24 protein-coding genes are annotated in these 24,828 nt (G+C 27.8%); 2 read left to right on the forward strand and 22 right to left on the reverse strand.

The genetic code is table 11. The features are described from left to right. Positions 1–37: 37 nt before the first annotated feature. The 16 genes from htrA to lon form a co-directional block, all read right to left on the reverse strand. A complete protein-coding gene (htrA, locus tag H8891_RS10285; protein WP_243207833.1) occupies positions 38–1,129 on the reverse strand; it encodes a serine protease HtrA in 1,092 nt (363 codons plus the stop codon). Positions 1,130–1,287: 158 nt separating this feature from the next. After that, a complete protein-coding gene (locus H8891_RS10290; RefSeq protein WP_187006387.1) occupies positions 1,288–2,637 on the reverse strand; it encodes a glucose-6-phosphate isomerase in 1,350 nt (449 codons plus the stop codon). Between the two features lie 180 nt (positions 2,638–2,817). Beyond that, the gene (locus tag H8891_RS10295; protein ID WP_187006388.1) at positions 2,818–4,440 is read right to left on the reverse strand and encodes a Na/Pi cotransporter family protein; all 1,623 of its coding nucleotides are present in this window, start codon (positions 4,438–4,440) and stop codon (positions 2,818–2,820) included. Positions 4,441–4,575: 135 nt separating this feature from the next. Further along, positions 4,576–6,180, reverse strand: a complete 1,605-nt coding sequence (locus tag H8891_RS10300; RefSeq protein ID WP_187006389.1) for an NAD(P)/FAD-dependent oxidoreductase — start codon at positions 6,178–6,180, stop codon at positions 4,576–4,578. Between the two features lie 94 nt (positions 6,181–6,274). After that, entirely contained in the window at positions 6,275–6,652 is a 378-nt protein-coding gene (locus tag H8891_RS10305; RefSeq protein ID WP_147546819.1) for a hypothetical protein, read from the reverse strand. A gap of 41 nt (positions 6,653–6,693) precedes the next feature. Further along, positions 6,694–7,731, reverse strand: coding sequence for an SEC-C metal-binding domain-containing protein (locus H8891_RS15505; protein WP_187006390.1), 1,038 nt, complete (start codon positions 7,729–7,731; stop codon positions 6,694–6,696). Between the two features lie 75 nt (positions 7,732–7,806). Then, positions 7,807–8,469: a hypothetical protein gene (locus H8891_RS10315; RefSeq protein WP_187006391.1), complete on the reverse strand. Its 663-nt coding sequence runs from the start codon at positions 8,467–8,469 to the stop codon at positions 7,807–7,809. An 80-nt stretch (positions 8,470–8,549) separates the two neighbouring features. Then, positions 8,550–8,978: a hypothetical protein gene (locus H8891_RS10320; RefSeq protein WP_187006392.1), complete on the reverse strand. Its 429-nt coding sequence runs from the start codon at positions 8,976–8,978 to the stop codon at positions 8,550–8,552. Next, positions 8,968–9,435: a PilN domain-containing protein gene (locus tag H8891_RS10325; RefSeq protein ID WP_187006393.1), complete on the reverse strand. Its 468-nt coding sequence runs from the start codon at positions 9,433–9,435 to the stop codon at positions 8,968–8,970. Before H8891_RS10325 ends, H8891_RS10320 begins: the two co-directional genes overlap by 11 nt. After that, entirely contained in the window at positions 9,435–10,241 is an 807-nt protein-coding gene (locus H8891_RS10330) for a pilus assembly protein PilM (protein ID WP_187006394.1), read from the reverse strand. Before H8891_RS10330 ends, H8891_RS10325 begins: the two co-directional genes overlap by 1 nt. Before the next feature lie 44 nt (positions 10,242–10,285). After that, positions 10,286–10,663 carry a pilus assembly FimT family protein gene (locus H8891_RS10335; protein ID WP_187006395.1) on the reverse strand — a complete coding sequence of 126 codons (378 nt, stop codon included), beginning with the start codon at positions 10,661–10,663 and terminating at the stop codon, positions 10,286–10,288. 24 nt (positions 10,664–10,687) lie between these two features. Continuing rightward, positions 10,688–11,872 carry a type II secretion system F family protein gene (locus H8891_RS10340; protein WP_187006396.1) on the reverse strand — a complete coding sequence of 395 codons (1,185 nt, stop codon included), beginning with the start codon at positions 11,870–11,872 and terminating at the stop codon, positions 10,688–10,690. Positions 11,873–11,882: 10 nt separating this feature from the next. Continuing rightward, positions 11,883–13,247, reverse strand: a complete 1,365-nt coding sequence (locus H8891_RS10345; RefSeq protein ID WP_187006397.1) for a GspE/PulE family protein — start codon at positions 13,245–13,247, stop codon at positions 11,883–11,885. A 267-nt stretch (positions 13,248–13,514) separates the two neighbouring features. Further along, a complete protein-coding gene (locus H8891_RS10350) occupies positions 13,515–14,591 on the reverse strand; it encodes an ATP-binding protein (protein ID WP_187006398.1) in 1,077 nt (358 codons plus the stop codon). 215 nt (positions 14,592–14,806) lie between these two features. Next, positions 14,807–15,418, reverse strand: coding sequence for a ribosome biogenesis GTP-binding protein YihA/YsxC (gene yihA, locus H8891_RS10355; protein WP_187006399.1), 612 nt, complete (start codon positions 15,416–15,418; stop codon positions 14,807–14,809). Then, the gene (gene lon, locus H8891_RS10360; RefSeq protein ID WP_187006400.1) at positions 15,408–17,765 is read right to left on the reverse strand and encodes an endopeptidase La; all 2,358 of its coding nucleotides are present in this window, start codon (positions 17,763–17,765) and stop codon (positions 15,408–15,410) included. The genes yihA and lon overlap by 11 nt, the downstream gene beginning before the upstream one ends. A 168-nt stretch (positions 17,766–17,933) precedes the next feature. On the opposite strand from lon, the gene H8891_RS10365 reads away from it, so the two are divergent. Both H8891_RS10365 and H8891_RS10370 read left to right on the forward strand, forming a co-directional pair. Further along, positions 17,934–18,449, forward strand: a complete 516-nt coding sequence (locus H8891_RS10365; RefSeq protein WP_147546846.1) for a chromate transporter — start codon at positions 17,934–17,936, stop codon at positions 18,447–18,449. Further along, positions 18,434–18,961, forward strand: a complete 528-nt coding sequence (locus H8891_RS10370) for a chromate transporter (RefSeq protein WP_187006401.1) — start codon at positions 18,434–18,436, stop codon at positions 18,959–18,961. Before H8891_RS10365 ends, H8891_RS10370 begins: the two co-directional genes overlap by 16 nt. Before the next feature lie 41 nt (positions 18,962–19,002). Here H8891_RS10370 and clpX read toward each other — a convergent pair whose 3' ends face one another. From clpX to rph, 6 genes are all read right to left on the reverse strand, one after another. After that, the gene (clpX, locus tag H8891_RS10375) at positions 19,003–20,253 is read right to left on the reverse strand and encodes an ATP-dependent Clp protease ATP-binding subunit ClpX (protein WP_147546850.1); all 1,251 of its coding nucleotides are present in this window, start codon (positions 20,251–20,253) and stop codon (positions 19,003–19,005) included. A gap of 17 nt (positions 20,254–20,270) precedes the next feature. Further along, entirely contained in the window at positions 20,271–20,855 is a 585-nt protein-coding gene (gene clpP, locus H8891_RS10380; protein WP_147546853.1) for an ATP-dependent Clp endopeptidase proteolytic subunit ClpP, read from the reverse strand. An 81-nt stretch (positions 20,856–20,936) separates the two neighbouring features. Continuing rightward, positions 20,937–22,223: a trigger factor gene (gene tig, locus H8891_RS10385; RefSeq protein ID WP_147546855.1), complete on the reverse strand. Its 1,287-nt coding sequence runs from the start codon at positions 22,221–22,223 to the stop codon at positions 20,937–20,939. Between the two features lie 145 nt (positions 22,224–22,368). Further along, positions 22,369–22,890, reverse strand: coding sequence for a DUF2179 domain-containing protein (locus H8891_RS10390; RefSeq protein WP_147546857.1), 522 nt, complete (start codon positions 22,888–22,890; stop codon positions 22,369–22,371). Positions 22,891–22,914: 24 nt separating this feature from the next. Continuing rightward, positions 22,915–23,385, reverse strand: coding sequence for a metallophosphoesterase family protein (locus H8891_RS10395; RefSeq protein WP_147546860.1), 471 nt, complete (start codon positions 23,383–23,385; stop codon positions 22,915–22,917). Next, entirely contained in the window at positions 23,385–24,734 is a 1,350-nt protein-coding gene (gene rph / locus H8891_RS10400; protein ID WP_187006402.1) for a ribonuclease PH, read from the reverse strand. The genes H8891_RS10395 and rph overlap by 1 nt, the downstream gene beginning before the upstream one ends. Positions 24,735–24,828 lie beyond the last annotated feature (94 nt).

The following is a 24,828-nucleotide window of genomic DNA, read 5'->3' on the forward strand; positions in this document are numbered from 1 at the left end:
GATGGGAATTAATTCCCATCTTTTTTTTATGTCAATATTAGAATTTAACATTTACACTTATATCTTTTCCACCTCTATTTATTGAAACTTTTGCAGTATTTCCTACAGAGTATTTGTATAAAGCTTTATTTAAATCACTCATTGATGTTATATTTGTATCTCCTACTTTAGTTATAACATCTCCTGCTTGTATCTTAGCTTTTTGAGCTGGTGTATTATCTAAAACTTCTGCTACATAAACACCTTCATTTGCTTCTAAATCTGTACCAGTCATAGCTTCAAATGTTTGAACATCTATTCCTTTAATTCCTAATGTTACTTTTTCAAATTTACCACCTTTTATTATTTGATCCACTATAGGTTTTGCTGTATTTATTGGAATTGCAAATCCTAAACCTTCAGCCCCTGATGCTTTAGCTGTATTTATTCCTATTACTTGCCCTTTATCATTTAATAATGGTCCTCCACTATTTCCAGGATTTATACTTGCATCAGTTTGTATAAGACCTGTCATACTAGTTCCTTTACCTGTATCAATGCTTCTATCAAGTCCACTTATTATACCTTGAGTTACACTTTTTTGGAATTCTAATCCTAAAGGATTTCCAATAGCTATAGATATATCTCCAGTTCTCACCTTATCACTATTTCCTAAATCAGCTGCAGTAAGTCCTGTTTTATCTACTTTTACAATAGCTAAATCTATAGTTGGGTCGTTCCATAAAACCTTACCTTTTGTAGTCGATCCATCATTAAATAATACATTTACATCAGAAGCTTTCCCATCTGAAACAACATGTGAGTTAGTTAATATGTATCCTTTTGAATCTACAATAAATCCAGTCCCTACTCCTTGTGATTCTTGTGGTATTGCAAACATATTGTTTGTATCTACAGTAGTTGTAGTTATTCCCACTACTGAAGGCATGGCTTTATCTGTAACCGCATGATATACATTTTGACTCTTACCACTTTCATTAACAACTATATTTTGTTTACTAGCTTCACTTTGTTCTTTTCCAATTCTATCTCCAAGTACAAATACTGTCATAAAACTTCCGATCATTGCACTTATTATACTCACAATTACAATCAGCGCTATGCTCGTCTTCTTTCCATTTTCGCTCATATTCTTCCCTCCTGATTTTTATTTCTTTTTAAGTTATACCCAAATTTTAATGATATTATTTGATAATTATTACTTCAATATACCTAAAATAAAAACACTATATAGGAATTACTCTATATAGTGTTAATTATATTATACTATCCTTAATTAAACCTTAACTATTTTAATCTTTTTTCAAGCTCTTCTTTTTCTTTTTCAAATCCTGGTTTACCTAAAAGTGCAAACATGTTTTTCTTGTATGCTTCTACTCCTGGTTGGTTAAATGGATTTACACCTAATAAATATCCACTTAAAGCACATGCTTTTTCAAAGAAATATACTAAGTATCCAAAGTTATACTCATTTAATTTTGGTATATTTACTATTAAGTTTGGAACTGACCCATCTGTATGTGCTAATAGAGTTCCTTGAAATGCTTTTTTATTTACAAAATCTACTGTTTTATTAGCTAAATAATTTAATCCATCTAAATCTATTTTTTCTTCATTTATAGTTATTTCTCTTCTAGGTTCTTCAACATTTAAAACTGTCTCAAATAATATTCTTTTTCCTTCTTGAATATATTGTCCCATAGAATGTAAGTCTGTTGAAAAATCTACTGAAGCTGGATATATACCTTTATTATCTTTTCCTTCACTTTCTCCATATAATTGTTTCCACCATTCACCAACATAATGTAAGCTTGGTTCATAGTTAACCATTAATTCTACATCTTTGCCTTTTCTATGAAGTATATTTCTAGTTACTGCATATTGGTAGCTATAGTTTTCACATAAATTAGGATTATTAAAATCATCCATAGAATCTTTAGCACCTTGCATAATAGCATCTATGTCTATATCCGCTACAGCTATTGGTAATAATCCAACTGGAGTTAACACAGAGAAGCGTCCACCTACATCATCAGGTATTATAAATGTTTCATATCCTTCTTCATCAGCTAACATTCTTAATGCGCCTTTTTTAGCATCAGTTGTAGCATATATTCTTTTACTAGCTTCTTCTTTTCCATATTTTTTTTCTAAGAAATCCTTAAATATTCTAAATGCTATAGCAGGTTCTGTAGTAGTTCCTGATTTTGATATAACATTTATAGATACATCTTTATCTTTTATAACATCTAATAAATCAAGCATATAAGTAGAACTTATATTTTGACCTACAAAATATATTTCTGGAGATTTTCTATCTTCTTTAGCTAAGTTATTTCTAAAAGAATGACCTAACATTTCTATAGCAGCTCTCGCTCCTAGATAAGACCCACCTATACCTATAACTAATAATACATCTGAATCTTTTTTTATTTTCTGAGCAGCAGCTTTAATTCTACTAAACTCTTCTTTATCATAATCATTAGGCAAATTGACCCATCCTAAGAAATCGTTACCTTCCCCACTTTTATTATGTATCATGTTATGTGCAACTTTTACATATTCACTCATACAATCGATTTCTTGTTGATTAAAGAAACCAATAGAATTGCTATAATCAAAACTTAACTTTTTCATAGTATATCCCTTCCTCATTGTTAAAATTTTATTATACAATAAAAATTATATCAAACAATAAAACTTTTTCCAATTAATTGTAAGTATTTTTTATAATATAATTATAATATTTTCATTTAAATAATTATATATACAAAACTCCTGTATATTTTTTATACAGGAGTTTTGTCACTTATCATATTATTTTGAATCTGTTCTATTAGCTATGACTTGTTGAGCTATATTAACAGCATGATCTGAAACTCTTTCTAAATTAGATATTAAGTCTAAGAAAATTATTCCAGTATCGATGCTACATAAATTGTTATTTAACCTATGCATATGATTAGCTCTACATGATTTTTCCATCGCATCAACTTGTTCTTCCATCTTTATAACTCTATAAGCTAAATCTAAATCATTATTTTTCATAGCTTCAAGAGCATATGAATATGTTGATATAACTTTGTTATATAACTCTTTAACTTCTTCTTTTCCTTGCTCTGATAATTTTAAATCAACATCTATTATATCTTGAGCTAACTCTGCGATGTTTTCCGCATGATCTCCAATTCTTTCTATATCATTAACTGTATTGAATAGTGAATCAATTAGATCTCTAGAATCATCATCTAATTTAGCTTTTGATAATTTTAATAAATAATTTAATATACCTTTTTGTAATTCATTTATAGTCTTTTCTCTTTTAAATGATTTATCAATTTTTTCTTGAGATTTTTCCATAATCCCTTGCATTGCATAATCTAAACTTTCTTTAGCTTTTTTACCCATTCTTAAAGTTTCTTTTAATGTACTTGCAACTGCTATAGATGGAGTCTCAACCATTCTATCATCAAGGTATTTTATAGCCTTATGATCATCATCTTCACCTTGCTTTTCTGGAACAAGTTTTATTGCAAGTTTTATTATAAATTTAGTAAATGGTAATAAAATTATAACTGATATTATATTAAATAATGTATGTGTATTTGCTATTTGTCTTGCTACATCTCCTGGATTCATACTAGTTACAAAACTAACCACAGGTTTATTTAATACTAATAAGAATACTATTGTTCCTAAAACATTAAAAATTAAATGCATTACTGCAGCTCTTTTTGCATTACTAGATGCTCCAACACTTGATATTAGTGATGTAACACAAGTTCCTATATTTTGTCCATATAGTATAGGTAACCCTGCACTTAAAGGTATTAAACCTTGAGATGCTAATGCTATAAGCATACCCATAGATGCACTTGAACTTTGAACTATAGCTGTTATTCCAAATCCTAGTAAAAGTCCAAGTAATGGATAATCTCCAAAAGTTACTAACATATCTGTGAATCCTTGATATTTTGATAGAGGTTCAACTGCTTCCTTCATAAAATCCATACCAGTAAATAATATACCAAAACCTATAAGTATTTCTGCTATATTCTTAGTCTTTGGCTTAGATGCAAATAAATATAAAATTATACCAATTCCTAATGCAACTGGTGCCATTCCATCTAAATTAAATGATACAAGTTGTGCTGTTACAGTTGTTCCTATATTAGCACCCATTATAACTCCAATTGCTTGTGTTAAATTCATTATACCTGCATTAACAAATCCAACTACCATTACAGTAGTCGCACTACTACTTTGTATAATGGCCGTAACAAATGCCCCTACAAGTACACCCATAAATATATTACTAGTAAGAAGCTCAACTATCTTTTTAAGTCTAGAGCCTGCTGATTTTTCTAGGCCTTCTGCCATTAAGTTCATTCCATATAAGAACAAACCTAGCCCTCCCATAAGGCTAATTACTATATCCAATTTCATTTCCTCCTTGAATATTTATAATATTAGTCTTTAAATATATTGCCTTAATCATTTTATCAAACTATCGTCATATTTTTGTTAAATTCGTGTTAAATATTAAAAATATATTAAATTTTTATTAAATTTGTGTTAAATATTTATTTCAGAATATTTCGTAATTATCCTTTCAGCACACTTGATTCCATCTACCGCCGCTGTTACTATTCCCCCTGCATATCCTGCTCCTTCTCCACTAGGATAAAGACCTTTTACGTTAGCAGATTCTAAAGTCTCCTCATCCCTAACTATTCTTATAGGTGCAGATGATCTTGTTTCAACTCCTGTTAAAATTGCATCTTCCATAGCAAATCCTTTTAATTTATTATCTAATAAAATTAGTCCTTCTTTCATAGTTTCACATACAAATTCAGGTAAACACTGTCTTAAATCAACAAATTTGTATCCAGGCTTATATGACGGATTTACACTTCCTAGCTTAGTACTTACTCTATTATTTAGGAAGTCTCCAACTAATTGAATTGGAGCTTTATAATTTCTTCCACCACATTCAAAAGCTAACTTTTCATATTTTTCTTGGAAGTAAATACCTGCTAATGGATGTTCACTGCCAAAATCTTCTGGAGTAACATTTACTAATACAGCACTATTTGCATTTTCTTTATCCCTTGCATGTTCACTCATACCATTTGTAACAACTTGTCCTTCTTCTGATGCAGAAGCTATCACACTACCTCCTGGACACATACAAAACGTATATATAGTTCTTCCATTTGAAGTATGTTCAACTAATCTATAATCAGCTGCACCTAGTCTAGGATGATTATAAAACTCTTTATACTGAGATTTATTTATTAAGCTTTGAGGATGTTCAATTCTAGCACCTATTGCAAAAGGTTTTTGAATAACTTTAACTCCTCTTTCATAAAGCATTTTATAAGTATCTCTCGCACTATGACCTATAGCAAGTATAACTACTTCTGTTTTTAATATTTCTTTATCATTTATAGTTATAGATTCTATTTTTTCATTATTTATACTTATGTCTGTAACTTTAGAGTCAAATTTAACTTCTCCACCTAATCTAATTATTTCTTTTCTTATATTCTTGACTACTTCTTTTAATATATCAGTTCCTACATGCGGCTTATGTGAATACAATATTTCTTCTGGAGCACCAAAGTTTACAAGTTCCTCAAGAACTTTTCTACATCTAATATCTTTTATTCTAGTTGTTAATTTTCCATCAGAAAAAGTTCCTGCTCCACCTTCACCAAATTGTACATTTGATTTAGGATTAAACTTACCATCTTCCCAAAACTTTCTTATATCTTCAGTTCTTGTATCTACATCTAATCCTCTCTCTAATAAAATAGGATTATATCCTCTTTGAGCTAATAATAAAGATGCAAATAATCCAGCAGGTCCACTACCTACTATAACTGGTCTATTACATAACTTTTCATCGCCACTTTTAATATCTTTATATTTATTTTGCTTAACTTCAACAACATCTTTTAATCTTGATTTTTTTAATATATTTTTTTCATTTTTTAATTCAACATCTACAGTGTAAACAAAATCTATCTTTCCTTTTTTTCTAGCATCTATAGATTCTTTGTATATATTGTAACTTACTAACTCTTTTTCACTTATTTTTAATTTCTTTAATAATAAGCTTTTTATATTGTCTATGTTTTCATTTATATCTAATTTTATATTAGAAACTCTTAACATCTTTATGTCCCTTTCATAATTAAAATTTTATTTAAAACAAAAGCTAGGCTTTATAGGGCCTAGCTTTATAGTTAAATTCTAATTTTATTGTTACTTAATCTCTTTGAGTTATTAACCCTCTTATAACTTTCATGTTGTTAAATACTTTTTCTAAGAAATTCTCTGCCTCTTCATTATCTAGTAATGCTATTTGAGTTTGCTCATCATCTTTTATACCATTTTGTTCACAGTATTTTTTAGCTACATCCACTAACTCAGCCTTGGCACTATCACATAATTCAAACTCTTTATAATCTATTATTATGTATTGCATTGCCTTTTCTAAACTTTTTTCATTATACCCTATCTCAATATGGTATATTACTGCATATAAGTTTTCTGGAGTTTCCTCCCCCTTATATACTGGTACTGCTGGATTAGATTTTATATAACTTGTTGATACAGCAATTGCTTTTCCTAAATTAAGACCCATGTGTATACCTCTTTCTGTATATTTTAAAATTAAGTTTTATACTACATTTTTAAGTCTTTATGTCTCTTACCTAAAGTACTTGGACTTATATCGTATTTTTTAGATATTTGAGATTGAGTTACAGCTTGTCCATTTTCTTTTTTAATATGATATTCCACAGCTGCAGCCCATCCATTTTCAGAACCTTTTATTTCATTATTATTTGATTTGTAAGTGTTCCAGAAATCTAAACATTTTTCTAAGATATCACTTTCAACTTGAGATTTAAGTAAAGCTGATACTTTGCATTCATCTTCAGCTATCATTTCTTTTACTTCTTCTTGCTTTTTAGCGCTAGCTTCTTTTTGATTTTTAAGATATTCAGCAATCTTTGGATCTAATAATTGTTGAATATACTTGTATAATATGTGAGTATGATATATTAAGAAAGTTTTTATATCTTTATATAAATCTTCATATTGGTTAAAGAAGTGATTTATATCATTTACTATTATATCCTTTACAGCTTCTGATATGCTTACTGTAACATCTAATAATAAATGTGAACCTCCTACTTCAACTATTCTAGCTATTATACAATCACCTTGATTAAATCCATTTAATAGATTTATATCTTCAGTGTATATCTCATCACCTGTTATAGCATCCTTTAATAAAATTTTGTCTTCTAATTTTTCTTTTATAACATATACACTTACATAAGATTCAAATAAACTCTTTAATGTATCTACTTCTGCTTTAGTTAAGCTATTTTTATTTTCTTCAAAAAAGTCAACAGTTATAACTTTTTTGTTTTCCATTATATGATCTTGTATAAAGTATGTATTAAAGAAACTTTCAAACTTGCTATTTATATTTTGATCTTCTAATATATAAAACATTTCTTGTGCTTTTTTATACTCTTCATTAAATTTTGGCTGTCTTGAATATTCATACAGTTTTGAGTACAGTTGTGAATATTGTTTTTGTGAAAGTACAATTTTTCTACTAGCTCTCTCCGACACAACATCTTTATTTAAACAGCATTTTTTATATTTCTTCCCACTTCCGCATGGGCATAACTCGTTTCTCCCTAACACTGTTACTTTCACTCCTTTATTTCTAAATTTAAATACAATTTATAATTATATCATCTTTTTTTCAATCATTCTATACTATATGTTCATTTTATCGTTTTTCCACGCTTTTTTATTAATTTTCTGTGTTATCCCGTGTAAAATACCTTCATTATATTTATTTATTACATCTTTTTCCATTAATTCTTTGGTAATACTTAATATTTTGTACTTATCATTCTCAGAACTTATATTTAATAATTTATTTTCAATAGATTTAAGATAATAAATTTCAATATTTTGTATTAATAGTTTTATACTTTCTTTATTTAATTCACTTTCTCTTATAATATTTAGATATTTATCTATATCTTTGTTTTCTTTTAAGTCATCATTAGATATGGATTTTATATTATCATTAAGCATGATGCTTTTTATCTCTTTTACCAACCTATAATTATTGTATCCAAATACATGTCCCTTTAAATATGCATATAAAACTAATTTTTTCCTATCTTCTTTTACTAATTCATATATTTCTTTTGATATTACTTTTATATTATGTATATTTTCACAATTTTTTATTATATTATCTCTGAATTGATCCATGATATGCAATGTCCAAATATATATACTTATTTTTTCTAGATTAGCTCCATAAAACTTTTTACATATATCTATATATTTTTTATCTCCAGTTTCAAGGAAATTTTTTTCAATATCATCAATATATTTATTAATACATAATATATTATTGTTCATTAAAATCCTCCTTAAGAATATGTAGAATAAATCAATATATCAATTTATTCTACATACATTTCAGGAAAACCTTTTAATTATCAATTCATATTAAGCTCTAAACTACACTCTATGTTATTTTCATCTATTCTATTTATGTTTATTTCTTGTAAAAATGTATTTTTACTTAAATCATCTATATTTTTTAATTTTTCTGATATTGAATTTTTATCTCCAGTTACATTTAATTCTATCTTCGTAAAATTTTTATCATTACTTGATTTTATGTATTGCACTAAAGATACATCTTTGAAATAGTTTTCTATATTTATAATTAAATCTTTTTTATTTTCATTACACTCCTCATTTTTTAATTTATCATCTTGTAATATATTTATAACTTTTACCTGATTTAATAATCTCTCTTCTTTTTTATTTAACGGCTTATATATTAATATTACATTTGAAAAAACAAGTAATACTATTATAACCACAGTTATTTTCCATTTATCTATTTTTTTAACCTTCATTCTTTACTCCTATACGAGCAGTTATTTCAAATTTATATAATTCACCTTCTCTATTTATAGAATTTATATTTGGTTCTATTTTTAAATCTTTTATGTTCTGTAGTAATTTAACATAGTATTTTATCTCTTGTGAACTGCTTACTTTACCTTTTAGCTTTAAAATATTATTATCTATTTCAATATTTTCTATATTATCATTTTGTATTAGTTGAATAATGTTATTTACTTTTTTTATATGTAACCCATTAACATTTGTTGTATTTACACCATCTAAATTATCTATAGCTTTTTTACTCTCATTAACATAAATTTCTAAATCATTTAATTCATAAACTTTTATAGCATCTAATAAAAGCATAATTAGTATAGTTCCTAATACTATTAAATTTAATATATTTACATCTTTCTTGTATTTTTCTTTTTCATTAAAGAAATTAATACTTTTTATATTATCCATCAATATGCCAACCCTATATTCCCAATAAAATCATTTAAGCCATCGTAATTGGAGCAATTTATATTGTATAAAGACAATTTACTTATATCCATTTCACCATACAGTGAATTTATAAGTTTATCATTAGAAGTTCCGCAGTAGTAAATATTTTTAAATTCTTTTATATTAGTATTTATAAATTCTAAGACGTTGTTGTTTTTTACACTATGTGAACTAATTACTAACTTATCTTTTATTATATTTACATTAGTTATATTATTTTTTATATCTAATAGTATGTTTAAATTATTATCAATACATATTATTTCTTTATCTATTAGTGTTTGTAATATATTAAAATTTACACCTAACTTGATAGGCCTTAATTTTAATGATTTTGATAATTCTTTATAATTTTGTGATATTATTTTAGGCATGAGTATGACTTGAATATTTATTTTATCTTCTTCAATTCCTAGGAACCTATATTTTAAAATATAGTCATCTATATTTATTGGCATGTACTGATTTAACTCATATTTTATTAATCCTTGTATATCTTCTTTGTGATCTGTATTAATTATTTTTATATTACGATTTATTATGCTTTCATTTTGAACTAAATATGCGACTCTACTAAAAGGTAACTTTATATTACTTATCTCATTTTTTATAAGTTTACTTACTTTCTCAATATTTGTAATTGTATTTATACTAGATATCTCTTCACACTCTAATATTTTTGATAGTCTAATATTTAATTTTCCAAAATAATTATCTATAACTACTAACTTTATTAATCCTGCATCTATGTCCAATGTTATCAATCTTATAATACCACCTCTATATACATTAATTATTTTTCTTCATGCTATTTTTGTCCAGATACATTTTTTATTTCTCTAGGATAAAAAGTTTCTTGATCTATTTTGACTGTTACATCACCATTGCTTACATGTACCTCAAACTCTTTACCATCAACACTTTGTGGTTTGGGTATGCTTTCTAAATATTTTTCATCAACTAAATAATTTAAATTAATTTTACCCTCGTCTACATTACTATTTAATGCTAACTTTGCTGCAGTTGCTATATTACTAGCAGTAACATAGTCGGAATTTACTTTACTATCTTTACCTACATCCGTAAATTTCACTAAAGCTATACTAGATAATGTCCCTAATATAGCAACTACCATCACTAATTCTATAAGAGTAAATCCTCTTCTTTTTTTCATTTTATTATTCATAAATAAGCTCCTTTTTAATTATTTTTATTGAAATGATGTCACTGCATCAAATATAGGTATCATCATAGATATAACTATTGCTCCTATGGAAATTCCCATAATACTTATAATAATTGGTTCAATTGATTTAACTATCTTATTTATAAAATTGTCTAAGTCATTATCATAATTAGTAGTTATACTATGCAAACATTTTTCTAACCTACCTGTTTCTTCTCCTACTTCTATCATAGATATAACTATTTTTGGAAATACCTGTGACACTTTTAATGAGTTAGTTATAGTATTTCCCCTTTGTATAAAATCTTTAGATAAATATAATCTTTGTTGTATGTATCTATTCTTTATGACACTGGACGATATCTCTAGAGCATTAACAACTTGAATTCCACTACTTATTAAAATATAAAAGCACCTTATAAACTTACTAATCTCTATTGTTTGTATTATTATTTTCGTACATCTAAATTTGAATACTTTTTCATCGAAGTAATATTTTAATTTATCAGATTTAGATATAAGTTTATACCCAATCAATAACAAAATCATTCCTAAAATAATTATTAATTCATAGTAGCTCCTAAAAAAACTAGATATTTCTATTAAGATTTTTGTACTTATAGGCAAATTTCTTTCATTACTAATAAATGACGCTTGCAAGCTTGGAACTGCATATATAAGCATAAATAAGATTACAAGTACACATACAACCACCAATAACAATGGATATATCATAGCTGTTAATAATTTATTTTTAAACTCATACTCTTTTTTATAATAAGTTGCTAAACTCACAAGTATTTCATCTAATTTTCCACTTACTTCTCCTGCTTTTATCATATTTATAAAAAAGGTTGAAAACATGCTCGTATCTTGAAATGATGTTGAAATAGAGTTCCCTTTTTGTAGGTTGTAATTAACTTTTTTTAGAATAGATTTTAATTTATGACTACAATTAGATTGAATTGTATTTAGTGAATTTGTAATTTCACACCCTGAAGATATTAACATTCCTAATTGATTACACATAATTGATAATTCCTTGTTTTTTACTTTATTTATACTTTTTTCTTTTATTAATTTTGTATCTGCTATTTTAAATTCATTTTCTAAAGCATATGAATTTAAGTCTTTTTCTGAATCAAACTCTAATTTTATACTTTTTCGATTGCCTTCTTTATCGTATATTACGCATTCATATATAGCCACATACTCACCTCTAATCATTAAAAAAATCTACTGATAAACATTCATTTACTGTAGTTATTTTTTCCTTTAGTAAGTATGTACAACTATCTTCAAATTTAATCATATTACTTTCTTTAGCAATATTATAAATTTCCTCTATGTTCTTACACTCTATTATAGCCTGTCTTAAATATTTATTTATTTCTACAACTTCATTTAATGCTATTCTCCCTTTATACCCAGTATTACTACACTCGTTACACCCTTTTTCTAATTTTACTTTAGTATTTAATTCCATTTTTAAGTTGCTAGCAAACTCTTTATCTATAATAGTTTCTATACTGCAATTTTTACACACTCTTCTTACCAACCTCTGAGAAACTATGCCTTTTAAGCAAGATGCTATTAAGTATCTAGGTATATCCATATCTAATAGTATATTTATTGCTTCTACTGCATTGTTAGTGTGCATAGTGCTTATAACTAGATGACCCGTGGATGCTGCTCTCATTGCAATTTTAGCAGTTTCGATGTCTCTTATTTCTCCAACCATAATTATATCTGGATCCTGACGTAAAATAGCTCTTAATCCACTAGCAAAATCTAGTCCTATTTTAGTATTTAAAGGTATTTGGTTTATTCCTTCTATTTTGTATTCCACTGGATCTTCTATAGTTACAATATTTTTATCCATACTTTTAAAATCATTTAATATAGAATATAACGTAGTAGTTTTTCCACTTCCTGTTGGGCCTGTTATGAGTAAAATCCCGCTCATATTATGTATCATTTTATTAATTTTATTTATAGCTTTTTCTGAAAATCCAAGTTCTTCTTTATTTCTTAAAAACTTATTTCGGTTTAATAACCTAATTACAGCTTTTTCTCCATGTATAGTTGGAATAGTTGATATTCTAAGGTCTATAATCTCTCCATTTATATTTTTATCTATCCTTCCATCCTGAGGTAATCTTTTTTCTGCTATATCAATTCCCGCTAATAGTTTTATAACTGTAACTAATTGCATATGAATATTGATAGGATAACTATAAATTTCTTTTAAATATCCATCTATTCTCATCCTTATTTTTAATGTATTTTCAAAAGGTTCTATATGTATGTCACTAGAATTAAATTCTAATGATTTATTCAAAATCTTATCTAATATAGACTTTGAATATTCCTCCTTGTCTAAAAGGTTTTTAGAATAATATTTATCAATACTTTCATTTATATATTTTTCATCTTCTATCTTTAAAATTATATTTTTACCAGTTGCTAGTTTAAAATCTTCTATTGCATATATATTTTCTTCAGATATAGCTACAGTTAAATTATCATTATTACTATCTATAGGTATTGCTTTATATTTTAAAGCTAACTTCTTAGGCACCATAAGTGGTGCTTTATTATCTAATACTAAAATATTATCTACTCTCCCTTAAAATAATTTAATTTATTTTCTACTTATAGTTCTAGCATATTTATACTTTTATTTATAATGCTATCTTTATTAATACAAGCTTTTCTCATTGTATAAACAATCTAGCTATAATTCTAACTTACATTATTAACATATATGATATCTTCATTCATATTTTTTAATGAAATTATATAAAAAAGAGCCTCACGGCTCTTTTTTATATAGTACCTAATATTTTGTTTAATTATATGTCAAAATTTTACTTATTAATAAATCTTTCAATTTATTTACCTCATTGAAATTCATATAAGGTATATAATATTGTTCTAATTTATCATGTTGCTCTTTTGCTTTCTTTATGTTTAATAATCCATAATTAATTAATTCATCTAACATCTTATTGCTAAATTCTAATTCCTCTTTATATTTTTCATGCTTATTACTATCCATAAATTCGTTTAAATTTATTGTTTTAAGATTACTATCCTTAAATAACTTACTAGTTGTTATAGCTATATCTAAGTCTTTTATAACTATTGTTTCTATTTTTTCTGGCAACAACGGTGCATGAAAAATTTCTACTTCTATTCCATTTTCAGTAGCTTCACTTGCAACTTTATTTAATAAACTTGATTTTCCAGTACCTAAATCTCCTTCTAAATAATAAACTTTTCTTATATCTTTTAATAAAGTATCTGTATACTCTACATGTCCTATAGGAGATAAAGCACTTCCAAATAAATGTATTGGAGATTTGTATTCACCATTAGCTTCTACATCTTTAAATATTTCTTTGATTAAATTTGAAGTAACTAAGTTAACTTTTCCAAATTCCATACAATCTAAATTTTTAGATTCTATTTCATAAGCTATAGGTGCAGCTGCTTTAAAATATTTAAATCCTATTTGAAAAAATCTACTTACTTCTTTATTGCACGCTAAAATATCTTTCTTATTTTTCTCTATTTCTTTTCTATCCCAAAATCTTCCTAGATCTAATATCTCATCTACTGCTCCTGGATTTTTAGGATCTACTATATGAGGTGCTGTTGCATCCAACATAACTGCTCCTAATTTTTTTACAACTATAGCATCTAGTGAATCTGGATCAGATGAACATGGATATAAATCTACATCATAACCTTTAGATATCATTTCTTGCGCTACTTTTTTCATTAAAGATGATTTTCCTACTCCAGGACCACCTTTCATACAAAATACTATATTTACATTTTTAGGTATTACATAATCAAAAAACGACTTAAATCCATTAGATGTATTTCCACCTGGAAACATCTTTCTTGTTTTACCATCCATAAACTAATTCCCTCCAAACATCTTTTATCGCCTGTATTAAATTATTAAACTATTATAGTATTTGTGTTTGTCCAATAATTATTAATAAAGTTTTTTACTTTATTTATATACTTCTATATGTTGGAACTTCTGTATTTTTTATATAATTTTGAGCTTAAATATATTTTCTTTATAATAAAAAAGTAGCTAAACTTTAAAAGTTTAGCTACTTTTTATTAATCAACTCTTATTTCATATCCTTTTTCAGTGTATTGTGAAATTAACTCATCCCATAATTCATCAACACCTGTTTTCTTTAATGATGATATAGGGTAAATTTTCTCTTCTTTTGATAATCCTAATTTTTTTCTAATCATGCTAAAGTGTTTTTGATATTGCCCTCTAGATATTTTATCTGCCTTAGTAGCAACAACAACACAATCATAACCATAATGCTTTATCCAATCATACATCATTTTATCATCATTTGAAGGTTCATGTCTTATATCTACAAGTAAGCAAATAGCACATAACTCATCTCTTTCTTGTAAATATCTTTCCATTATAACTCCCCATTTTTCCTTTTCAGATTTAGATAATTTTGCGTATCCATAACCTGGTAAATCAACGAAATAAAATTCTTGATTTATTAAATAGAAATTTATAGTTCTAGTCTTTCCTGGAGTCTGACTTGTTCTTGCAAAATTTCTTCTATTTAATAAAGTATTCACTGTTGATGATTTTCCAACATTTGATCTTCCAACTAAAGCTATTTCTGGTATACCTTCTGCTGGATATTGACTTTTATTTACTGCACTCATTGTAATTTCAGCACTTCTAATTTTCATTTATTTCACCGTTCCTTAATAATGCATGTTCTAATACTTCGTCCATATGGCTAACTAAAACGAATTCCATTTCATCCTTAACCTTTTGTGGTATATCATCTAAATCTGCTTCACATTCCTTAGGAAGTAAAACTTTAGTTATACCTGCTCTATGAGCTGCAAGAAGCTTCTCTTTAACTCCTCCAACTGCAAGTACTCTACCTCTTAAAGTTATTTCTCCTGTCATAGCAACATTATTTCTAACTGGTATATTAGTTAATGCTGATATAACACCTAGCGCCATAGTTATACCTGCAGATGGTCCATCTTTAGGTACTGCTCCTTCTGGTAAATGTATGTGTATATCATTTTCCTTATAGAAATTCGGATTTATATCGAATTTATCTGCTATAGATCTTATATAAGATATACCTGTTTGAGCAGATTCTTTCATTACATCTCCTAGTTTTCCTGTTAATACAATTTGACCTTTCCCTTTTAAAACATTAACCTCTGTAGTTAAAGTTTCTCCTCCAACTGCAGTCCAAGCAAGTCCTGTAACAACACCAACCTCTGGTTCTTTTCCTGCAACTTGATGTCTTACTTTTTGCTTTCCTAAATAATCTTCTAAATCTTTTTTAGTTACAACTATTTCTTCTATACTTTCATCTTCAACATACTTTCTCGCTGCTTTTCTGCATATAGTTCCAATAGTTCTTTCTAACCCTCTGACTCCAGCTTCCCTTGTATAACTATTTATTATTTCAAGCATAGTTTCATCATCTATCTTAACAAACCCTTCTTTAAGAGCATGTTCTTTTATTTGTTTAGGTAAAAGATATTTTTTAGCTATATTTAGCTTTTCTTCTTCTATATATCCAGATATCTCTATTATTTCCATTCTATCAAGTAAAGGTCTAGGTATAGTACTTAATGTATTTGCTGTTGTAACAAATAAAATTTTAGATAAATCAAAAGGAACCTCTAAATAGTGATCCACAAAGTCTTTATTTTGCTCCGGGTCTAAAACTTCTAGCATAGCTGCAGAAGGGTCTCCTTTAAAATCAGATGCCATCTTATCTATTTCATCTAATAAAAATACAGGATTTTTACTTTTAGCCTCTTTAAGACCATTTACAATTCTACCTGGTATAGATCCTACATAAGTTCTTCTATGTCCTCTTATTTCAGCTTCATCTCTAACTCCACCTAGTGATATTCTTACAAATTTTCTATCTAAAGAATTTGCTATAGATTTAGCTATAGATGTTTTACCTACACCTGGAGGTCCAACTAAACATAATATTGGCCCTTTTAAACTTTTAGATAATTTTCTTATAGCTAAATATTCTATTATTCTTTCTTTTACTTTATCAAGTCCGTAATGCTCAGCATTTAATATTTCTTCTGCTCTTTTTATATCTAGCTTGTCCTTAGTTTCTTTATTCCAAGGTAGTGAGAAAATAGTATCTAAATAGTTTCTGCTTACAGATAAATCTGGAGCCATAGGAGATATTTTAGAGAATTTATCTATTTCTTTTGATATTTTTTCTTTAGTTTCTTTAGGAGCTTTTAATTTCTTAAGTTGTTTTCTATATGTATCAACCTCTGAATCTATATCTTCATCTTCTCCTAATTCTTTTTGTATAGCTTTAAGTTGTTCCCTAAGATAATATTCTTTTTGAACTTTGTTCATACTTTTCTTTACTTTTAAAGCTATTTTTTTCTCTATCTTTAATAATTCAATTTCTTCTAATAATGTTTTTAATATTAATTCTAGTCTTGCTTGAATATCAAACTCATCTAAAATTGCTTGTTTTTGTTCTGGTTTTAAGAACATATTAGCTGCTATAGTATCTACAAATCTATCTTCATTATCCATCTCAGCTAAATTTATAAGTATTTCTGGTGATACCCTGTTACTTATATTTATATATTCTTCAAAAGCATCAAACACGTTTCTAACTGTAGCTTGTACTTCTTTATCATCATTTATACTTTCAATATCATAAACAACTTCTTCTACTGATACTCTTATACAAGGTTCATCTTGATTAAATTCAGTTATTACCCCTCTTGATATTCCTTCAACTAATACCCTTACCCCTTCTCCAGGTAATTTCACTAACTGTTTTATTTTACATATAGTACCTGTATGATAATAATCATCTTGAGTAGGCATGTCTATTGCTGAATCTTTTTGAGCTGTTAAAAATATCATTTCATCATCAGCCATAGCTTCATCTATTGCCTTTAAAGATTTCTCTCTCCCTACATCAAAGCTTAATATCATATATGGGAATATAGCTAATCCTCTAAGAGGAACTAGTGGTAATTCACGTTCAATTTTAGTATAATTTTTATCCATGCTAACATCACTCCTTCCAAATGCTAGATTGCGTCACTTTATTTATTATATATTTACATAATTGAATTTTCAATAATATTAGATATTTATTAATCATTAATATCCATTTATTACTATTATGTTATAATGTTATTACTTGTATACTAAATTTTAAATATGGAGGATTCTATGCTTAAACTTTTTCTAACCTTTTTAAAAATAGGTGCCTTTACATTTGGTGGTGGCTATGCCATGGTTCCACTCATAGAAGATGAGTTAGTTCATAAACAACAACTTTTAACCCAGCAAGAATTTATCGACTACCTATCTATTGCACAAAGTTATCCAGGTGTTTTAGCTGTAAATATATCTATTCTTTTAGGATATAAAACATATAAAATCCCCGGTGTATTAATTTGTACATTAGGTTCTATACTTCCATCATTTTGTATAGTATTAGTGTTATCATACTTTTATTTTCATAACCAAAGCTCCAATATCTTAAATGGTTTCTTTAAAGGCGTAAGCCCAGTAGTTATAGCTCTAATACTTTATTCATTTGTAAGTATGTTTAATAAATTACCCAAATCTAAGAAAAATATATCATTTTTAATTATATCATTCTTTTGCGTTGGTGTACTTAATATAAGTCCAATATATTTAATAGTATTAGGAGGTGTTTGTGCTTTATGCCAAAAATCTTAATGCTCTTCCTAACATTTTTTAAAATAGGTAGTTTTAGTTTCGGTGGAGGTTATGCAATGCTTCCTTTCATTCAACAAGAGTTTATACATAAGCATAATTTTATATCCAACCAACAATTTTTAGATTTATTAGCACTTTCTCAATCTACTCCTGGTCCTATAGCTATAAATAGTGCCACTTTTGTAGGTTATAAAATTTCTGGATTTTGGGGATCCTTGGCTGCAAGTATAGGTGTTATAATATTTTCATTAATAGGACTTACAATAATCTCAAAATTATTTGATAAGTTCAAAGAAAATGAAAAAGTAGAAAAAGTTCTTTCTAATTTACGCCCTATAACATTAGGATTTATACTAGCTGCGGTATATTCTTCAGCTACTGATATTCACTGGGGTATATATGAGTTAATAGCGTTTATATCTGCATTTTATTTATTATATACAAAAAGACTTGGATCCATATCTATAGTATTCATATACGGATGCATTGGAATATTATTATCTTTGATTTAAATATATTTAAATTAAAAAGGAGCTTAATAGCTCCTTTTTAATTACGCACTTTCTTCTTCACCTTTTAATACTATTACTGGCTGTGCTTCTTCTTTTACAGATTCTTCTGTAAGTATTATCTTCTTAACATCATCTCTAGATGGTATTTCATACATTATATCCATCATTATATTTTCGACAATACTTCTTAGCCCTCTAGCACCAGTATTTCTTTCGATAGCTTTTTTTGCTATTGCTCTAAGTGCTGAATCTTCAAACTCAAGTTCAACTCCATCTAACTCTAAAAGTTTTTGGAATTGTTTTACTAAAGAATTCTTAGGTTCTTTTAATATGCTTATTAAAGCATCTTCATCTAATAATTCTAAAGTAGCAACTACTGGTATTCTACCTATAAATTCTGGAATTATACCAAATTTAAGTAAGTCCTCAGTTTGAACTTGCGCATATATTTTACCAAGATCCATATCTTTCTTACTTTCAATTTTAGCTCCAAATCCTAGAGTTTTTTCTCCACCTCTTCTTTGGATTATTCTTTCTATTCCATCAAAGGCTCCACCTAATATAAATAATATATTAGTAGTGTCTAATTTTAAAAACTCTTGATGTGGATGTTTTCTTCCACCTTGAGGTGGAACATTAGCTACAGTTCCTTCTAGTATCTTTAGTAGAGCTTGTTGAACACCTTCTCCACTAACATCTCTTGTTATAGATGGGTTTTCTGATTTTCTAGCTATTTTATCTATCTCATCTATATATATTATTCCTCTTTCAGCCTTTTCTATATCAAAATCAGCTGCTTGAATAAGTTTTAATAATATATTTTCAACATCTTCCCCAACATATCCAGCTTCAGTTAAAGATGTAGCATCCGCCATTGCAAATGGTACATTTAACGTTTTAGCTAATGTTTGAGCAAGAAGAGTCTTTCCAGATCCAGTAGGTCCTAATAAAAGTATATTACTCTTTTGTATTTCAACATCTTTATTAGATCCTTTATTTTTACCATATATTCTCTTATAGTGATTGTACACTGCCACTGATAAAGCTTTTTTAGCTTTCTCTTGACCTATTACATAATCATTAAGAGTCTCCATTATTTCTTTTGGTTTAGGTAAATTTACAGCTTCTTCTTCAGTTATTTCTTCTACTTCTTCTTGAATTATTTCATCACATAATTCAACACATTCATCACATATATATACATTTGGCCCTGCAATAAGTCTTCTAACTTGTTCTTGATTTTTACCGCAGAATGAACATTTTAATTGTCTTTTATCTTCATACTTTGACATATTAACACCTCTCTTATCTACGGCCTTTTAGTAATTACTTCATCTACTAAGCCATATTTCATAGCTTCATCAGCGCTCATAAAGTTATCACGTTCAGTATCCACTTGAATTTTTTCTATAGGCTGACCTGTTCTTTCAGCTAATATAGAATTTAACTTATTTTTCATACTTATTATTCTTTTTGCATGTATCTCTATATCTGTTGCTTGCCCTCTAGTACCTCCTAGTGGTTGATGTATCATTATCTCACTATTTGGAAGTGCCAATCTTTTTCCTTTTGCTCCTGCTGCTAATAAAAATGCTCCCATAGATGCTGCCATTCCTATACATATTGTAGAAACATCTGGCTTAATGTATTGCATAGTATCATATATTGCCATTCCAGCAGTTATACTTCCTCCTGGAGAATTTATATATAAATGTATATCTTTATCTGGGTCCTCTGATTCTAGGAATAATAATTGAGCTACTACAAGTCCTGCTGTAGCATCATTTACTTCATCTCCTAAAAATATTATTCTATCTTTAAGAAGTTTTGAATATATATCGTAAGATCTTTCTCCTCTTCCTGTTTGTTCTACTACTACAGGTACTAATGCCATGGATTATACCCCCTATCATAATTATCTATATATACAATATACAGTAGCTGAAACAGCTACTGTATGAATATACTTAAATGATTAAACTAATTTAGCACTATCAACTAATAAATCTATTGTTTTTCTTATTTTTAATTGACCTTTTATATCTTCTAAATCTGTTGGTCTCATTGCTGATTTTATTTTTTCAAGTTCCATGTTGTACATTTTAGCCATTTTAGCAACTTCAGCATCAACTTCTTCTTCTGAAACTTCTACATTTTCAGCCTTAGCTATAGCTTCTAATATTAAAGATGATTTAACTAATTTAGTAGCTTCTTCTCTTTTTTCATTTCTTAATTCTTCTATTGATCTTCCAGTCATTTGTAATAATTGCTCTAATTGTAATCCTTGGTATTGTAATTGGTAGTTAAGTTCCATTAACATGTTGTCTATTTGAGTTTCAACCATTGCAGTTGGAACTTCTAATTCAGTACCTTCAGATATTTTCTCAACTAAAGAATTTCTCATTTCAGCATCTGCTCTATGTTTAGCTTCTTCTTCTACTTTAGCTTTTAAATCTTTCTTTAATTCTTCTAATGTATTGAATTCAGTTGTGTCAGCTGCGAACTCATCATTTAATTCTGGTAACTCTTTCTTTTGAACATTTTTCACAGTAACTTTAAAAGTTGCTGGCTTTCCTGCTAAGTTTTCAGCATGATATTCAGCTGGGAACTCTACATTAACTTCAACTTCTTCACCTTTATTTTTACCTATTAATTGCTCTTCAAATCCTGGTATGAATGTATTTGATCCTATAACTAAGCTATAGTCTTCTCCTTTTCCACCTTCAAAAGCAACTCCGTCTACAAATCCTTCAAAGTCTATAACAGCAGTATCTCCACTTTCTATAGCTCTTCCTTCAACATCTACTAATCTAGAAGCTTTATTTCTCATTTCTTCTAATCTTAATTTTACTTCATCTTCATTTACAGTATAGTCAGGTTTTGCTATTTCTATACCTTTGTATTCTCCAAGATTAACATCAGGCTTAACTTCTACATTAACAACCATAACTAATCCGTTGTCTTTGCTTATTTCTTCTATATCTAAGTCAGGTCTATCTATTGGATCTATGCTTAATTCATCTAAAGCTGTTGGGTATATTTCTGGGAATAACATATCTATAGCATCGTTATAGAATACGCCTTTTCCGTATTGAGATTCTATTATTTGTTTAGGTGCTTTACCTTTTCTAAATCCTGGTATATTGAATTTACCTTTGTTTTTGTTATAAGCTTTTGTTACTGCACCTTCAAATTTATCATTATCAACTGTTATTTTAAAAGTAACTTTGTTACCATCTCTCTTAAGTAATTCTGCTTTCATTATTATAATCCTCCTATTGGTTATGTATTCTTTTTTATATATAGTATAATAGATATCGTTACTATAATTTTACTATTTTATTATAACACATTCTTTTTTTTATTTACAAGTGTTCCATTTATATGAAATAATGATGCTAAATCACTTATTTCATAGCATTTCTACCAAAATATCCACCTCTGACATTCTTTATTTCAGTTACTGCCACGAATGCTCTAGAATCATAGTCATTTATAGTTTTTTGGAAGTTTTGTAAGTGCTTTCTGTCTAATACTACTTGTAGTATATATTTGATACCCTCTCTTCCTTTACCTTCTATAACTGTAACTCCAAAACCATGGCTTCTTAGATAATCTGCAAAGTCATCTACATCTTCACCTGTAAAAACTTGAGCTGTTATAATCCCTATAGCAAGTTTTTCCTCCAAAGTAATTCCTACTACATTTCCTGTTGCAAAACCAAGTGCATATGAAACCACTTTTACAAGGTCGCCCATATCTCCTAATACTTTATCCATAGCAAATAAATATATTAAGATTTCAAGAAACCCCACACAAAATGCAAGTTTTTTCTTCCCCTTTACTACAAAAATAGTTCTGACTGTAGCTAATGTAACATCTGCACATTTAGCTAGAAATATGAGTAAATACCCCAAGACAAATTCCATTTAAATAATCCCCCAAAAATTTTTTTATATTCTTATTTCCTTAACACTCATATTGTCATCACTTATGTCTATTATAACAAAACTCCTATAATCTACACCTCTTGGCAAAGATACACTACCAGGATTTATATAGATTATATTATCCTTTTCTTTTATTAAAGGTGTATGCGTATGCCCAAATATCACAATATCTGCATCTACTTCTTTAGCTTTCTTTTGTAATTGCTCAAGCCCATATTTAACACCATATCTGTCCCCATGACATACAAAAATATTTTTATTTTCTACTTCAAACTCTAATTCTTCTTCTACATTCTCAAAATCACAATTTCCCCTAACTGCCATCATTCCAACATTAGTCATTTTATGAATATATTTTGAATCTACAAAATTATCTCCAGCATGTATAATTAAATCACATTCCTTTAAATAAGGTATCACTTTATCGATAAAACGATTCATTCTATGAGTATCACTTATTACCCCTATTTTCATTATCTCACTATCCTTTTGTTAAATTCATCTCTCATAAGTTTTAATGAGTTAGCTCTATGACTTATAGAATTTTTTATTGAACTAGGTAACTCTCCAAAAGTTTTGTTGTAATTATCTACTATAAATAACGGATCATATCCAAATCCATTATTTCCTTTTTCTTCAAAACCAATCATACCTTCACAAGTACCTCTTACTACGAACTCTTTTCCACTAGGGAATACTACCGCTATAGCTGATACAAATCTTCCTGTTCTTTGACTCATAGGTACATTTTTCATAGCTTTTACAAGCTTTTCTCTGTTTTGTTCATCTGTAGCATTTTCTCCAGCATATCTAGCTGAATAAACTCCTGGCTTTTTACCTAAAGCATCAACCTCAAGCCCTGAATCATCTGCTATAGTTACCATATTAGTAGCTTTTGCTATAGTTCTTGCTTTTATTAGTGCATTATGTTCAAATGTGTGACCATCTTCTACTATTTCTATTCCATCTAAGTTAACATCTTTAAGAGAGTATATGTTACAATCAAAATCTTCTAATATAGCTGATATTTCTTCTAATTTGTGTGCATTATTTGTAGCTATAACAATTTCATTTGGCTCTTCCTCTCCAAGAACTTCACTAGAAATTTTTCCTAATGCTTTTCTTTGAGCTTTTATAAGCTCCTTATTTCCTTTTTCACCAAGCTCAAGTAGTGCATTTAAATCCTTTCTACTAAATGGAGATTCTTCTCCTGTTCCTTGAACTTCTACAAACTCACCCTTATCAGTCATTATTATATTCATATCAACATGAGCATTAGAATCTTCTTCATAACATAAATCTAGAACATGCTCTCCATTTACTATCCCAACACTTATAGCTGATACAAAATTTCTTATAGGTAAAGTTTTTATTTGTTTTTTTTCATATAATGAGTATATCGCATCTGCTACAGCTACGAATGCTCCCGTTATAGATGCTGTTCTTGTTCCCCCATCAGCTTGAATTACATCACAATCTACCCATATAGTTCTTTCACCTATTTTAGATAAATCTATTACTGATCTTATAGCTCTACCTATTAATCTTTGTATTTCTTGTGTTCTTCCATCTACTTTACCTCTAGATGATTCTCTTACTTTTCTTTGATGAGTTGCTCTTGGTAACATAGAATATTCTGCATTTATCCATCCTGTTCCACTATTTCTTAAAAAAGGAGGTACTTTGTCTTCTATAGATGCTGTACATATAACTTTAGTTTCTCCCATTTCAATTAATACAGATCCTTCTGCATATCTAGTAAAATTTCTAGTTATTTTAACTGATCTTATTTCATCATTTTTTCTGCCATCAATTCTTGTCATATATCTTACCTCACTTAAACATTTTTTATATCAAATCAATATTATCTAACTTAACTAAACTCTTAATATAACAGTACGTTCACTCTAATATATT

The sequence above is a fragment of the Paeniclostridium hominis genome, assembly GCF_014306135.1.
Taxonomy (GTDB): Bacteria; Bacillota; Clostridia; order Peptostreptococcales; family Peptostreptococcaceae; genus Paraclostridium; species Paraclostridium hominis.

What these genes read in the sequence shown, in the direction of transcription:
- htrA (WP_243207833.1), bottom strand. Translation starts at nt 1,129, where the DNA reads ATGAGCGAAAATGGAAAGAAGACGAGCATAGCGCTGATTGTAATTGTG.
- H8891_RS10290 (WP_187006387.1), bottom strand. Translation starts at nt 2,637, where the DNA reads ATGAAAAAGTTAAGTTTTGATTATAGCAATTCTATTGGTTTCTTTAAT.
- H8891_RS10300 (WP_187006389.1), bottom strand. Translation starts at nt 6,180, where the DNA reads ATGTTAAGAGTTTCTAATATAAAATTAGATATAAATGAAAACATAGAC.
- H8891_RS10305 (WP_147546819.1), bottom strand. Translation starts at nt 6,652, where the DNA reads ATGGGTCTTAATTTAGGAAAAGCAATTGCTGTATCAACAAGTTATATA.
- H8891_RS10315 (WP_187006391.1), bottom strand. Translation starts at nt 8,469, where the DNA reads ATGAACAATAATATATTATGTATTAATAAATATATTGATGATATTGAA.
- H8891_RS10320 (WP_187006392.1), bottom strand. Translation starts at nt 8,978, where the DNA reads ATGAAGGTTAAAAAAATAGATAAATGGAAAATAACTGTGGTTATAATA.
- H8891_RS10325 (WP_187006393.1), bottom strand. Translation starts at nt 9,435, where the DNA reads ATGGATAATATAAAAAGTATTAATTTCTTTAATGAAAAAGAAAAATAC.
- H8891_RS10335 (WP_187006395.1), bottom strand. Translation starts at nt 10,663, where the DNA reads ATGAATAATAAAATGAAAAAAAGAAGAGGATTTACTCTTATAGAATTA.
- H8891_RS10345 (WP_187006397.1), bottom strand. Translation starts at nt 13,247, where the DNA reads ATGGTGCCTAAGAAGTTAGCTTTAAAATATAAAGCAATACCTATAGAT.
- H8891_RS10350 (WP_187006398.1), bottom strand. Translation starts at nt 14,591, where the DNA reads ATGGATGGTAAAACAAGAAAGATGTTTCCAGGTGGAAATACATCTAAT.
- yihA (WP_187006399.1), bottom strand. Translation starts at nt 15,418, where the DNA reads ATGAAAATTAGAAGTGCTGAAATTACAATGAGTGCAGTAAATAAAAGT.
- lon (WP_187006400.1), bottom strand. Translation starts at nt 17,765, where the DNA reads ATGGATAAAAATTATACTAAAATTGAACGTGAATTACCACTAGTTCCT.
- H8891_RS10365 (WP_147546846.1), top strand. Translation starts at nt 17,934, where the DNA reads ATGCTTAAACTTTTTCTAACCTTTTTAAAAATAGGTGCCTTTACATTT.
- H8891_RS10370 (WP_187006401.1), top strand. Translation starts at nt 18,434, where the DNA reads ATGCCAAAAATCTTAATGCTCTTCCTAACATTTTTTAAAATAGGTAGT.
- clpX (WP_147546850.1), bottom strand. Translation starts at nt 20,253, where the DNA reads ATGTCAAAGTATGAAGATAAAAGACAATTAAAATGTTCATTCTGCGGT.
- clpP (WP_147546853.1), bottom strand. Translation starts at nt 20,855, where the DNA reads ATGGCATTAGTACCTGTAGTAGTAGAACAAACAGGAAGAGGAGAAAGA.
- tig (WP_147546855.1), bottom strand. Translation starts at nt 22,223, where the DNA reads ATGAAAGCAGAATTACTTAAGAGAGATGGTAACAAAGTTACTTTTAAA.
- H8891_RS10390 (WP_147546857.1), bottom strand. Translation starts at nt 22,890, where the DNA reads ATGGAATTTGTCTTGGGGTATTTACTCATATTTCTAGCTAAATGTGCA.
- H8891_RS10395 (WP_147546860.1), bottom strand. Translation starts at nt 23,385, where the DNA reads ATGAAAATAGGGGTAATAAGTGATACTCATAGAATGAATCGTTTTATC.
- rph (WP_187006402.1), bottom strand. Translation starts at nt 24,734, where the DNA reads ATGACAAGAATTGATGGCAGAAAAAATGATGAAATAAGATCAGTTAAA.